The sequence below is a fragment of the Shinella sedimenti genome, assembly GCF_022601905.1.
Lineage (GTDB): Bacteria > Pseudomonadota > Alphaproteobacteria > Rhizobiales > Rhizobiaceae > Shinella > Shinella sedimenti.
The window spans coordinates 94,091-105,850 of sequence record NZ_JAKVIN010000006.1 but is presented as its reverse complement, the minus strand read 5'-3'; the positions used below and the strand labels follow the sequence as shown (position 1 = coordinate 105,850).

Annotated in this window: 13 protein-coding genes; 8 read left to right on the top strand and 5 right to left on the bottom strand. The window is 62.8% G+C overall.

What is annotated here, in order from left to right; genetic code table 11:
• Positions 1–94: 94 nt before the first annotated feature.
• Positions 95–256 (top strand): hypothetical protein, encoded by a 162-nt coding sequence (locus tag MKI86_RS14850; protein WP_241601739.1) that lies wholly within the window; start codon positions 95–97, stop codon positions 254–256.
• A gap of 3 nt (positions 257–259) precedes the next feature.
• Here the strand turns inward: MKI86_RS14850 and ubiA are convergent, their stop codons facing one another.
• Positions 260–1,213 (bottom strand): 4-hydroxybenzoate octaprenyltransferase, encoded by a 954-nt coding sequence (gene ubiA / locus MKI86_RS14845; protein ID WP_241601737.1) that lies wholly within the window; start codon positions 1,211–1,213, stop codon positions 260–262.
• A gap of 78 nt (positions 1,214–1,291) precedes the next feature.
• Positions 1,292–2,071: a MipA/OmpV family protein gene (locus MKI86_RS14840; protein ID WP_241602523.1), complete on the bottom strand. Its 780-nt coding sequence runs from the start codon at positions 2,069–2,071 to the stop codon at positions 1,292–1,294.
• 191 nt (positions 2,072–2,262) lie between these two features.
• Here MKI86_RS14840 and MKI86_RS14835 point away from each other — a divergent pair, with 191 nt between their 5' ends.
• The 3 genes from MKI86_RS14835 to MKI86_RS14825 all read left to right on the top strand — a co-directional run bounded on the left by MKI86_RS14835 (position 2,263) and on the right by MKI86_RS14825 (position 4,426).
• A complete protein-coding gene (locus tag MKI86_RS14835; RefSeq protein WP_241601735.1) occupies positions 2,263–2,502 on the top strand; it encodes a hypothetical protein in 240 nt (79 codons plus the stop codon).
• Between the two features lie 76 nt (positions 2,503–2,578).
• A complete protein-coding gene (gene purD, locus MKI86_RS14830; protein WP_241601733.1) occupies positions 2,579–3,850 on the top strand; it encodes a phosphoribosylamine--glycine ligase in 1,272 nt (423 codons plus the stop codon).
• Positions 3,851–3,955: 105 nt separating this feature from the next.
• Entirely contained in the window at positions 3,956–4,426 is a 471-nt protein-coding gene (locus tag MKI86_RS14825) for a plant virulence effector HPE1-like domain-containing protein (protein ID WP_241601731.1), read from the top strand.
• Between the two features lie 100 nt (positions 4,427–4,526).
• Here the strand turns inward: MKI86_RS14825 and MKI86_RS14820 are convergent, their stop codons facing one another.
• The 3 genes from MKI86_RS14820 to MKI86_RS14810 all read right to left on the bottom strand — a co-directional run bounded on the left by MKI86_RS14820 (position 4,527) and on the right by MKI86_RS14810 (position 7,964).
• On the bottom strand, positions 4,527–5,021 hold the full coding sequence (locus MKI86_RS14820; protein ID WP_241601730.1) for a 2-thiouracil desulfurase family protein: 495 nt from the start codon (positions 5,019–5,021) through the stop codon (positions 4,527–4,529).
• Between the two features lie 13 nt (positions 5,022–5,034).
• Positions 5,035–7,149, bottom strand: a complete 2,115-nt coding sequence (gene glyS / locus MKI86_RS14815; protein WP_241601728.1) for a glycine--tRNA ligase subunit beta — start codon at positions 7,147–7,149, stop codon at positions 5,035–5,037.
• Positions 7,150–7,286: 137 nt separating this feature from the next.
• A complete protein-coding gene (locus tag MKI86_RS14810) occupies positions 7,287–7,964 on the bottom strand; it encodes a hypothetical protein (protein WP_241601726.1) in 678 nt (225 codons plus the stop codon).
• 236 nt (positions 7,965–8,200) lie between these two features.
• On the opposite strand from MKI86_RS14810, the gene MKI86_RS14805 reads away from it, so the two are divergent.
• From MKI86_RS14805 to MKI86_RS14790, 4 genes are read left to right on the top strand one after another with little or no spacing between them, the layout of a single operon-like run.
• On the top strand, positions 8,201–9,091 hold the full coding sequence (locus MKI86_RS14805; protein ID WP_241601724.1) for a metal ABC transporter substrate-binding protein: 891 nt from the start codon (positions 8,201–8,203) through the stop codon (positions 9,089–9,091).
• Positions 9,088–9,957, top strand: a complete 870-nt coding sequence (locus tag MKI86_RS14800) for a manganese/iron ABC transporter ATP-binding protein (RefSeq protein WP_269470867.1) — start codon at positions 9,088–9,090, stop codon at positions 9,955–9,957. The genes MKI86_RS14805 and MKI86_RS14800 overlap by 4 nt, the downstream gene beginning before the upstream one ends.
• On the top strand, positions 9,954–10,826 hold the full coding sequence (locus tag MKI86_RS14795) for a metal ABC transporter permease (RefSeq protein WP_269470866.1): 873 nt from the start codon (positions 9,954–9,956) through the stop codon (positions 10,824–10,826). The genes MKI86_RS14800 and MKI86_RS14795 overlap by 4 nt, the downstream gene beginning before the upstream one ends.
• On the top strand, positions 10,823–11,665 hold the full coding sequence (locus MKI86_RS14790) for a metal ABC transporter permease (RefSeq protein WP_241601722.1): 843 nt from the start codon (positions 10,823–10,825) through the stop codon (positions 11,663–11,665). The genes MKI86_RS14795 and MKI86_RS14790 overlap by 4 nt, the downstream gene beginning before the upstream one ends.
• Positions 11,666–11,760 lie beyond the last annotated feature (95 nt).

The window sequence follows — 11,760 nt, the reverse complement described above, 5'->3', positions numbered from 1 at the left end:
AGCCTGTTCCCGCAGGAACAGCCGCCTCCGCCCCTTCGTGCCACATAGCGTTCAACACCGGTCAGGCCGGAAACGAACGCAAGGGACGGATCACATGGCAAAGCTCTTCACCACACTCCTCATCCATCTCCGCAAGGCGGATGCATCCCTCGTCTCACATGGACGTCCGCCACGCCGCGGCTTCGAGCTTGCCATGCATCCCGCAACGCTCCGTCGCGCAGGCCTTCGCTCGCAGAACGGCACGCACCGCGGTTAAGGATCAGGCAAAGGGAATGGCGACAGCCAGCGCGAGGAAGATACTAAGGCCGACGACGCCGTTGAACTTGAAGAGCGCCAGGCACTGCTTTGGATCGTCGATGTCGAGTGTCCTGATCTGCCAGGCCAGCATGAAAGCTGCGACGAAGAGCCCCAGCCACGCGACGAGGCCGACGCCGGCAAGCCAGAAAGAGACGGCAATCAGCCCAACGGTCAGGCCGTAAAGACCGACCAGCCATTGCTTGGTTCGTTCGCCAAACAGGCGCGCGGTGGAGCGCACGCCGATGAGTGCGTCATCTTCCTTGTCCTGATGGGCGTAGATGGTATCGTAACCGACGGTCCAGGCGATTGCGGCGACATAGAGGGCGCCGGCTGCAAGGGACAGCTTGCCAAATTCAGCGGCCCAGCCCATGAGCGCTCCCCAGGAAAACGCCATGCCGAGGAAGAACTGCGGCCAGTCCGTGAAGCGTTTCGCAAAGGGATAGATCGCGACGATCAGCAGCGAAGCGATCGCAAGCAGCATGGCGAACAGGTTGAACTGCAGCAGCACAACGAGGCCGACCAGCGTTTGCAGGAGCATGAACACCTTCGCCTGCCGGCGCGTAACGCGGCCGGACGGCAGCGGACGCGAGCGGGTGCGCGCCACCGCATTATCGATATCGTGGTCGACGAGATCGTTATAGGTGCAGCCTGCGCCCCGCATGGCAACGGAGCCGATAAAGAACAGTGCGAGATGGAAGGCGAATCGCGTCCAGTCGAACGTCCCCGCGGCGGCCGCGACATTGGCGGCGAGCGCAGCCGACCAGAAGCACGGCCACATGAGCAGCTGCCAGCCGATCGGCCGATCCCAGCGCGCAAGCTGCGCGTAGGGCCAGAGTGCGCGCGGCAGCGCGCGATAGACCCAGTTGTTGGACGGTGCGTCGGCAACGCGGCCGGAATCGGTCGAGGTGGTGATCATGCACCTTGATCGCAAGCGTCCACGTTCCGGTCAAGCGGCACGCCGTCGCAACCATAAGCCCGCGACGGCGCTTTCGGTTTAGCGGAGCGTGAAATCGAACCTGTAGGTCGCCGCGACACCGATCAGGAACTGATCGCGGTCGCCGCGCTGCTTGACCATGCTCGAGTCCGCCGCCGGGCCGACAAGGCGCTTGTATTCGGCAAAGGCACTCGTCTCGATCTTCTCGTTGACCTGCCAGGTGATCGCGGCACCCGCGCCGACGGACTGGATGCCGCCGCCCGGATCGTAGGCCGAGAGACCGGACGCCGCCACTTCGCTCGGCTTCACGCCGTAATATGTTTTCATGTAGTCTTTGGACGCAATGGTCATGCGCGGGCCTGCCGAAACCCGGACATTAGGCACGACGTCGACGAAGGCATCTGCCGCAATATCGGCAACCACGCCATGATGGCTGCGGATACCATGACGCACTTCGCCGCGCAGGCGCAGGAAATCCGTCGGATAGACTTCGGCGAAAGCGCCGAGCTCACCGCCGAACTTGACCGGCGTCAGGCCCTTGAGATCGTCCGAGTCACCCTCGTCGCGCGGCATGATCAGCTTGCCGGTCGCGCCGGCGCGAAAAGCGCCGTTGTCGATGAGCGCAAAGGACGGATTGTCGTTGCGCGAGGAGAAGCGAACCGTGCTGCCGGCCTTGCCAAGCGAGATCAGCGGCGTGACCTGGAAAAGGTACTTCTTGGACCCCTCGTAGCGCGGAGCGGAAAACCCGGCCGCACCCACCTTCAGATACCAGTCGCCGGACCAGAAATAGTCGCCGGCGCTGGCGGATACGGGCGCAAGCAGAAGCGCAGCCGCAGTCATTGCGGTCGTAACACGGATACTCAAAACACAATCCTCGCTTGACCGGCGGCCCCGCAGCAGGCCGCCGTGAACTTTGATTGCCCAGAATTATCCATGTTTGATTACCGATTTGCTAACCATCGCGTCCGCGCCCGTTACAGGAACGATTCGCTCCAGTTTGCGTTTTAGGAAATTGAAACAAGGAGTTTCCGATGACCGTAAGCACGATGGAGTTGAAGCTTCAGGAAATCCGAAGCGAAACGGGCCTTTCCCGCCAGGAGAAGATCGCAAGGCTCGAGAAACTTCGCAGCGAAGCACGCGCCCTTCAGCGCGCCGCCACCGAAAGCGCGATGGTGGATGATGATGGCTGGTACGAGGACGTACACCTGATCGACACCGAACTGGAAAACCTCGGCCGTTCTGTCGAGGAAAAGGGTGCTGCGACCCTCTGAGGGTCCCCGGCCCTTGACCTTTCGCCCCCGTCCCCTTAACCCGCCTGCTAATCACTGACGGATCGAGGGTACGGGCATGAAGGTTCTGTTGATCGGATCAGGCGGACGCGAACACGCCCTTGCCTGGAAGCTGGCGCAGTCGCCGCTTTTGACCGCGCTTTATGCGGCTTCCGGCAATCCCGGCATATCCGAATGCGCGACGCTGGTGGCGCTCGATATCGAAGACCACGAAGCCGTTGCGGCCTTCTGTTCCGATAACGGCGTCTCCTTCGTCGTCGTCGGCCCGGAAGCGCCGTTGGTTGCGGGAATGGCCGACGTGCTGCGCTCCAAGGGTATCGACGTCTTCGGCCCATCGGCTGCGGCTGCGCAGCTCGAGGGCTCCAAGGGTTTCACCAAGGACCTTTGCGCGAAATACGACATCCCCACCGGCGCCTACCAGCGCTTTACGGACGCAGTAGCTGCCAAGACTTATGTCCGCGAACAGGGTGCCCCCATCGTCATTAAGGCCGACGGCCTTGCTGCCGGCAAGGGCGTGACCGTGGCCATGACGCTGGACGAGGCGCTGGCCGCGATCGATGACTGCTTCGACGGCGCATTTGGTGCCGCTGGCGCAGAAGTCGTCGTCGAGGCGTTCCTTGATGGCGAGGAAGCCAGCTTCTTTTGCCTGTGCGACGGCGTGAATGCCCTGCCGCTTGCCTCGGCACAGGATCACAAGCGCGTCGGCGATGGTGATACCGGCCCCAATACCGGCGGCATGGGCGCCTATTCGCCCGCCCCGGTGATGACGCCCGACATGGTCGAGCGCACGATGAAGGAAATCATCGAGCCGACGATCCGCGGCATGGCGGCAGATGGCCATGCGTTCCAGGGCGTGCTTTTTGCCGGCCTGATGATCACCGCCAAGGGCCCCGAACTCATTGAATACAACGTGCGTTTCGGCGATCCCGAATGCCAGGTGCTGATGATGCGGCTCGAAAGCGACCTGCTGCCCATCCTCCACGCGGCCGCCGTTGGCCGGCTCGACAAGGTCACCGCCGAATGGCGCGACGCGCCGGCGCTGACTGTCGTGATGGCGTCGAAGGGCTACCCGGGTGGCTACGAGAAAAACACACCCATCCTGTCGCTGCCGACGAACGGCGCGGCAACGAAGGTGTTCCATGCCGGGACAGCCCTCAAGGACGGACAGCTGGTTGCAACGGGCGGACGCGTTCTCAATGTCACCGCCGTCGCGCCGACAGTGGCGGAAGCGCAGAAGGCCGCTTATGCCGCCGTCGACGCGGTGGCGTGGGACAACGGCTTCTGCCGCCGCGATATCGGCTGGCGCGCCGTTGCCCGCGAACAGGCCTGAGACTGCAACCACGGCTGCCCGGTTTGCTCAAATTTTACCATCTCTCCTGACGAGACCGTAACCCGTCGCGGCTATTCTTCCCTCAACCATGAGGGAGACCCGTTGATGCGTACCCTGCTGCCGACCTTTGGCCTGCTCCTGCTCGCCACGCCCGCCTTTGCCGGCTCGATCGAGATCGTGCCTGCCACCACCTCATCCTCGAGCATCTCGACGGTGCGCTGCGATGAGTGCCCCGCGCTGAAGCCGAAGGCAAAGACATCGACCTATCACGTCGATGCAATCGCGCCCGGCACGCAGAAGATCGAAATCCGCGAACAGAACGGCGAGCGCAAGATTTTCCGTACGGAAGCGTGGATGGGTGGCTCGCCGGTATTGTTCGTCAACAAGGCGCCCACCGAGACGGTCCAGGCGGCCGAGGCCGAAAAGCCGCTGGACGAGAACGCGGTGGCCGAAACCGTCGACACAAGCGCCAAGACGAGCGCACTCGGCACGGATGCAGCCCATGAGACGACGACCGCCGCCGTTGCCACCTCACGGGAGTTTGATCCGGCAAAGTTTGAACTTCGCGTGGAATGACCCCATATTGGAAGGACCCTGCCTCTCGGTCCCTCCAGACTGACGGGAATTCGCGAAAGCGGACGTTGCGCCCCTGACCTCAAGCAGGGGCGTATGCGTGTCAGGTGGTCTCCGAGAGATCACGCGCCAGCGCATCCACTTCAAGGTCAGAGTAGACGGCAATCCCGTTTCGACGCAAAAGCGCCGCCGTCACGCCCTTTCCGCCATGCCGCACGCCGGAAAACGAGCCATCATAGATAAAGCCTGACCCGCAGGACGGGCTGCCGTCGATGAGCAGCGCATGCCTGCAACCATTTGCGAGAGCCACGTCGAGCGCGATACGCGCGCCCTCAATATAGGCCGCCGACACATCGAGGCCGTAAATTTCCAGCACACGCGCCCGCCCGTCGAGCACATCGTCGCCATCCAGGCCGTTTTCGATTTCCGCGGGAGGCCGAGGCACGGCGAATCCGCCGGCCAGTTCGGGACAGAGCGTCACCAGCCGTCCCGCCGCACGCCAGCGATCCACGGCCTCGTGAAGCAACGGCTTGGCCGATCCGTTGTAGCGGACCGGCAGCCCCGCAAGGCACGCGCTGATGAGGATCTTCCCGGTCATCAGCGCCGGCACCTCATCCCGCGATCTTGGAGAAATCGGCAACCGTGCCGGTCGCAGCACGGATGGCGGAGAGCAGCGCCAGGCGGTTGGCTCGGACCGCCGGGTCTTCGTCATTCACGAGAACGTCGGTGAAGAACTGGTCGACCGGCGCGCGAAGCGTCGAAAGCGCGGCCATGGCGGAGCGGAAATCCTCCCCGGCCACAGCGGCAGCGGCATCCCTGGAGGCCGTGTCGATGGCTGCGTGAAGCGCCTTCTCGGCATCCAGCGTCAGAAGATCGGGCGAGACGGCGACTTCGACTACCGTGCCCTTCTTCTCTTCGGCGGCCAGCAGCTGCGTCGCACGCTTGGTGCCGGCAAGCAGGTTGCGACCTTCCTCGGACGTGATGAACGCTGTCAGGGCTTCCACGCGACGGGCCACCATGAGCAGATCGTCGGCGTCAGATGTCAGGACCGCGTCGATCAGGTCATGGCGCGCGCCCATGTCACGCAGGTAGACCTTGAGACGATCGTGGAAGAAGGACACGAGATCGGCGTCTTTCACCACCGTCAGGAGCGGCAGCCGGATGTTCTTTTCGAGCAGCATGCGGATCACCCCGAGCGCGGCGCGGCGCAGAGCGTAGGGGTCCTTCGAGCCGGTCGGCTTTTCGTCGATCGCCCAGAAGCCGATCAGCGTATCGAGCTTGTCGGCCAGCGCGACCGTGAGACCGACCTTGCCCGAGGGCACGCGGTCGGACGGGCCCTGCGGCTTGTAATGATCCTCGATGGCCTCGGCCACCGACGCATCTTCACCTTGCAGGAGCGCGTATTTGCGGCCCATGATGCCCTGGAGTTCGGGGAACTCGCCGACGGCCTCAGTGCGCAAATCCGCCTTGGCGAGCACCACGGCTCTATCAACCAGCGCCGGATCGGCGCCGATGATCGGGGCGAGTTCCGCTGCGAGCGTGCGGATGCGCGCGACGCGTTCGCCCTGCGTGCCGAGCTTGGCGTGGAAGGTCACGTTGAGGGCGTCGAGCTTGGCCATGCGCTGGTCGAGCGGCTTCGAAAGATCGAGACCGAACTTTTCGGCCGAGGCCTTCAGCGTGTCGAGATCCGGCAGGTCGCCCTGGTCGCGCAGCCAGAAATGCTTGGCATCGGAGAGCCGCGCGCGCACGACCTTGCCGTTGCCGTGCACGATCTCCTTGCCGCCATCCTTCGCCTCGATATTCGAAACGAGAATGAAGTGGTTGGAGAGCGTGTCGGCGCCCGGCTTGCGGGTCACGAAACACTTCTGGTTCGTCTTGATAGTCAGGCGGATGATTTCCGACGGGATCGACAGGAAATCCTCCTCGAAAGTGCCCATCAGTACCTGCGGCCATTCGACGAGGCCGGACACCTCTTCCAGAAGCCCTTCGTCCTCGACCAGTTCAAGGCCGTTGGCGAAGGCGATATTGTTAGCGTCGGTCGCGATGATCTGCTTGCGGCGCTCCGCATCGAGCACCACCTTGGCCTTCTCGAGGCTGGCGGCATAATCCTCGAAACGGCGCACGGTGATCGGCTCCGGAGCGTGGAAACGGTGGCCATAGGTAACGTTGCCCGCAACGATGCCGCCAATCTCGAACGGCACGACACGCGTTTCCTCGGTTTCCGAACCGAAGGTGCAGACGATGGATTGCAGCGGGCGCACCCATTGCAGCGAACCGGGCTTGGCCGACTCCACACCGGAGCGCATCGGCTTCGGCCAGGGAAAATTCCTGATAATGCCGGGCATCACATCGGCGATGATCTCATCGGCCACGCGGCCCGGTTTGACGACGTGGGCGACGTAGAAGTCCCCCTTCTTCGGATCGCTGTGGACATGGGCCTCGGCGATCGAGGAAAGGCCGGCCTTGCGCAGGAAACCCTGGATCGCCTGCTCCGGCACAGATGTCGCGGGCCCCTTGATATCCTCGCGTACATCGCTTGAACGGGCATTGAGGCCGCGGACATCCAGCGTCAGACGACGCGGGGTCCAGTATTCGCGTGCGCCCTCATAGGTAAGGCCCGCCTCGACGAGCGCGTCGGTGACCAGCTTCTTCAGGTCGCCTGCCGCCTTGCGCTGCATGCGGGCAGGAATTTCCTCGGAGCGGAGTTCAAGCAGAAGATCGGGCATGTCAACTTTCCTCACCCTCTCGATCAGGAGAAGGTCGGCACACCGGCCGGTACGGGGTCAAAATCGTGTGCTTCTGCTAGCAAAGTTGGGTGGTGCTGTACAACGGCAAAGTTGCCATGCGGCGGGCGGAAACGCCGTCAGTGACCGCTCGAGGCAACCTCGTGCGAGCCCTCGTCGGCCTTGTCGGCAGAGGCGTGGCCATCGGCCGGGGCCTCGTGGCCGCCCTCCTCCGTCTTCGCCTCGCCATGGCCGCCGGATTTGTCGGCCTCGGCCACCGCATTGGGATCGATACAGTCTTCCCGTTCCGTCATGGCGGTGACGATGGTCTTGATCTCGTCGAGCGAAAGCTCCTTGCGTTCGCCATAGAACTCGCCATTGCCCGCCGGCTTTCCATCTGTATAGCGGGCAACGAAAGGCGCGCTCATACCAGGGATGGCGGAGGGGTCGCGCGCGAAGAGGACTTCAGCGCCGATGGCGCGGCCACGCATGTCCGCGCGATAAACCGGACCAGCGGCATCCAGCATGATCACCTGGTAGAGATCGGCCTCCTCCGCATTGGAAACGGCGCCGGCAACGCGCAGCGCCGTCTTGATGCGCACCTCCCCGTCCTTGGCATCGGAGCGCACATATTTGCGCAGCCACTGCTGCCCATCGCGATCCAGCCTGACGGTGGTGACGGTGGTGCAGGCGGCACCGGACACTGTTTCAGTCGAGGGTCCGAGAAGCACATCGCGGCCGACGAAGATGGCCGCGGCACCGGACGCGCCGGTCAGCACCGTCACACCGGCAACGATGATCAGAAGCTTCCGGGACAAGCGGAATGAAATCGGGAGCAACTTCACGGGCGACGGACTTCTCTTGAACGCAGAACCACGAACGCGCCGAGAGCGCGCGAACTGACTGCACTCTACAAGCAGGGCGTTTCGGAAGTTTTAAGGGAAAAGGTCCATTTCGGCACATAGTTGCGAATGATTTGCAATAGCGTTGACAGCGCGGGAAAGGGCCCTATAGTTTAATGCAACTCATTCGCAAAAGCAGTTTAGGGCCATTCATGCTCCGTCGTTCATTCAATGCGCTTATCCTCAGCCTGCCGCTTCTCGCCACGGCGCCCGCCTTCGCACAGGAAAAGCCGAAAGTGGTGACCACGTTCACGATCATCGCGGATATCGCAGCCAACGTGGCGGGCGATGCCGCCGTGGTGGAATCCATCACTAAGCCCGGTGCCGAGATCCATAACTACCAGCCAACGCCGCGCGATATCCTAAAAGCGCAGGACGCCAAGCTGGTGCTATGGAACGGCCTCAACCTGGAACTCTGGTTCGAGAAGTTCCTGGCCAATCTCGGTGACGTGCCGAACATTGTCGTGAGCGACGGCATAGAACCCATGAGCATCGTCGAAGGACCCTATCAGGGCAAGCCGAACCCCCATGCCTGGATGTCGCCGGACAACGCGCTTGTTTATGTCGAGAACATCCGCAAAGCGCTGGTCGCACTCGATCCGGCAAACGCCGCAACCTACGACGCCAATGCCAAGGCCTATGGCGAAAAGATCAAGGCGCTCGGCGAGGAGATGAAAGCCAAGATCGGCGCGCTGCCGGAAGAAAAGCGCTGGCTTGTCACCAGCGAAGGCGCGTTCAGCTATCTCGCCCGCGATTTTGGCCTGAAGGAACTCTTCCTCTGGCCGATCAATGCCGACCAGCAGGGCACCCCCAAGCAGGTGAAGACGGTGATCGATGCGGTGCGCGAGCACAATATTCATGTCGTCTTCAGCGAAAGCACGGTGTCCGCCGACCCGGCCAAGCAGGTCGCGGCGGAAACGGGCGCTGCCTATGGCGGCGTGCTCTATGTCGACTCGCTCAGCAAAGCGGACGGTCCCGTGCCGACCTATCTCGACCTGTTACGCGTGACGTCTGAGACAATCGTGGAAGGTCTCTCGAAATGATGATGGGAAGCAAGCCCAAGAAGGTCGCCGGCATCGTCGCCGAGAATGTGACGGTCACCTATCGCAATGGGCACACCGCCCTTCGGCAGGCCAGCTTCTCCGTGCCGAAAGGCACCATCACCGCCCTTGTGGGTGTCAACGGCGCCGGCAAGTCGACACTCTTCAAGGCGATCATGGGCTTCGTGCCCATCGCCGCAGGCGAGGTGACGATCCTCGGCCTTTCCGTAAAGGAAGCCTTGAAGAAGAACCTCGTCGCCTATGTGCCGCAGGCCGAGGAGGTCGACTGGACCTTTCCCGTGCTGGTCGAGGACGTCGTGATGATGGGCCGCTACGGCCACATGAACTGGCTGCGCATCCCCTCCAAACATGATCATGACATGGTCGACGAGGCGCTTTCGCGCGTAAACATGAGCGCTTTTCGCAAGCGCCAGATCGGCGAGCTCTCGGGCGGTCAGAGAAAGCGTGTGTTCCTCGCACGTGCGCTGGCGCAGGAGGGCCAGGTGATCCTACTCGACGAGCCCTTCACCGGCGTCGACGTCACCACCGAGGAACAGATCATCGAATTGCTCGGCAAGCTGCGCGACGAAGGCCGCGTCATGCTGGTTTCCACGCACAATCTGGGCAGCGTGCCGGATTTCTGCGACCGGACCGTCTTCGTCAAGGGCACGGTCATCGCCTCCGGCCCCACTGCCGAAACCTTTACAGAGGCCAATCTGGAGAAGGCCTTCGGCGGTGTGCTGCGTCACTTCATCCTCGGCGGCCAGGACCTGCACGACGACGAAGACAAGCGTTCGGTCAAGGTGATTACCGACGACGAGCGCCCGTTCGTCATCTATAGCGAGCGCGAGCAGGAGAAGGCGCCGTGATCGATCTGCTCATCGAGCCTTTCGCCTATGGCTACATGGTCAATGCCATGTGGGTGAGCGCGCTGGTCGGCTGCATCTGCGGCTTCCTCTCGGCCTATCTTATGCTGAAGGGCTGGTCGCTCATCGGCGACGCGCTCTCGCACTCGATCGTGCCGGGCGTGGCCGGCGCGTACATGCTGGGCCTGCCCTTCGCGGTGGGCGCCTTCCTTTCCGGCGGGCTCGCCGCCGCCGCCATGCTTTTCCTCAATCGTCAGACGCGGCTGAAGGAGGATGCCATTATCGGCATGATCTTCTCCTCCTTCTTCGGCCTCGGCCTCTTCATGGTCTCGCTTTCGCCGACCCCGGTGAACATCCAGACCATCGTGCTCGGCAATATCCTCGCCATTACCCGCGAGGATACGATCCAGCTCGCCATCATCGGCTTCGTCACGCTGGTCATCCTCCTTCTCAAGTGGAAAGACCTGATGGTCGCCTTCTTCGACGAGAGTCACGCCCGCTCCATCGGTCTCAATCCGACGGGCCTGAAGATCCTGTTCTTCACCCTGCTCAGCGCCTCCACGGTCGCCGCCATGCAGACCGTCGGCGCATTTCTGGTCGTCGCCATGGTGGTGACTCCGGGCGCGACCGCCTATCTCCTGACCGATCGCTTCCAGCGTCTCATCGTGATCGCCGCCGCGCTTGGCGCGGGAACCAGCTTCGTCGGCGCCTACCTCTCCTATTTCCTCGACGGAGCGACCGGCGGCATCATTGTCGTGCTACAGACAGCGATCTTCCTCGCGGCTTTCCTCTTCGCACCGAAACACGGACTGCTCGCCGTCCGCCGCAAAAGCCGCCTGGCACTCGAAACCACGGAAAGCCTTCCGTCATGACTGAAACGCTTGAACTCGCGCTTCTGCCTTTCCGGCTCGGCTTCATGCAGAATGCCTTTTTGGTGACGCTGGTGATCGCCGTGCCGATGGCGCTCCTGTCCTGCTACCTCGTCCTCAAGGGCTGGTCGCTGATGGGCGATGCCGTCTCCCATGCCGTACTGCCGGGCGTCGTCGGTGCCTATGTGCTCGGCCTCCCCTTCGCTGCCGGCGCCTTCGTCGCGGGCCTGTTCTGCGCGCTGGCGGCCGGGTATCTCAAGGATAACAGCCGCGTGAAGGAGGATACCGTTCTCGGCATCGTCTTTTCCGGCATGTTCGCGCTCGGTCTGGTGCTCTATGTGAAGATCCAGCCCGATATCCACCTCGACCACATCCTGTTTGGCGACATGCTGGGCATCGGTGCCTCCGACCTTCTGGAAACCGGGGTTATCGCTGCCGCTTCCACAGGTTTCATCCTCGCCTTCCGCAAGGACCTGCTGGTTCATGCCTTCGACAGGCAGCATGCATCGGCCATCGGCCTGCCGGTCAGGTTGCTGCATTACGGGCTGCTGGCCGTGCTTTCGCTCGTCGTCGTGGGCGCGTTGAAGGCTGTCGGCATCATCATCGCCATCGCCATGCTCGTGGCGCCTGGAGCCATCGCCGCACTTCTGACGCGGCGTTTTCCGACAATGCTCGCCGTCGCCGTGCTCGTGGCTGTCGGGTCCTCGTTCTTCGGGATCTGGCTGAGCTTCATCATCGATAGCGCGCCGGCGCCGACGATCGTGCTTCTGATGTCGATCCTCTTCGTTATCGCCTTCGTGCGGCAGGTCGCGCGCAACCGCAGGCCGGCCGAACAGGTCTGATCGCGACGATTTGTGCGCTGTCGACAGCCATGCCGTTTGCGTTTATCGTCCGGCGCAAACGGCCGGCATGCTTCGGCCGCCAGCGTTGAAATCGA

Coding starts and splice junctions, on each gene's coding strand:
- MKI86_RS14850 (WP_241601739.1), top strand. CDS start 95: ATGGCAAAGCTCTTCACCACACTCCTCATCCATCTCCGCAAGGCGGAT.
- ubiA (WP_241601737.1), bottom strand. CDS start 1,213: ATGATCACCACCTCGACCGATTCCGGCCGCGTTGCCGACGCACCGTCC.
- MKI86_RS14840 (WP_241602523.1), bottom strand. CDS start 2,071: ATGACTGCGGCTGCGCTTCTGCTTGCGCCCGTATCCGCCAGCGCCGGC.
- MKI86_RS14835 (WP_241601735.1), top strand. CDS start 2,263: ATGACCGTAAGCACGATGGAGTTGAAGCTTCAGGAAATCCGAAGCGAA.
- purD (WP_241601733.1), top strand. CDS start 2,579: ATGAAGGTTCTGTTGATCGGATCAGGCGGACGCGAACACGCCCTTGCC.
- MKI86_RS14825 (WP_241601731.1), top strand. CDS start 3,956: ATGCGTACCCTGCTGCCGACCTTTGGCCTGCTCCTGCTCGCCACGCCC.
- MKI86_RS14820 (WP_241601730.1), bottom strand. CDS start 5,021: ATGACCGGGAAGATCCTCATCAGCGCGTGCCTTGCGGGGCTGCCGGTC.
- glyS (WP_241601728.1), bottom strand. CDS start 7,149: ATGCCCGATCTTCTGCTTGAACTCCGCTCCGAGGAAATTCCTGCCCGC.
- MKI86_RS14805 (WP_241601724.1), top strand. CDS start 8,201: ATGCTCCGTCGTTCATTCAATGCGCTTATCCTCAGCCTGCCGCTTCTC.
- MKI86_RS14800 (WP_269470867.1), top strand. CDS start 9,088: ATGATGATGGGAAGCAAGCCCAAGAAGGTCGCCGGCATCGTCGCCGAG.
- MKI86_RS14790 (WP_241601722.1), top strand. CDS start 10,823: ATGACTGAAACGCTTGAACTCGCGCTTCTGCCTTTCCGGCTCGGCTTC.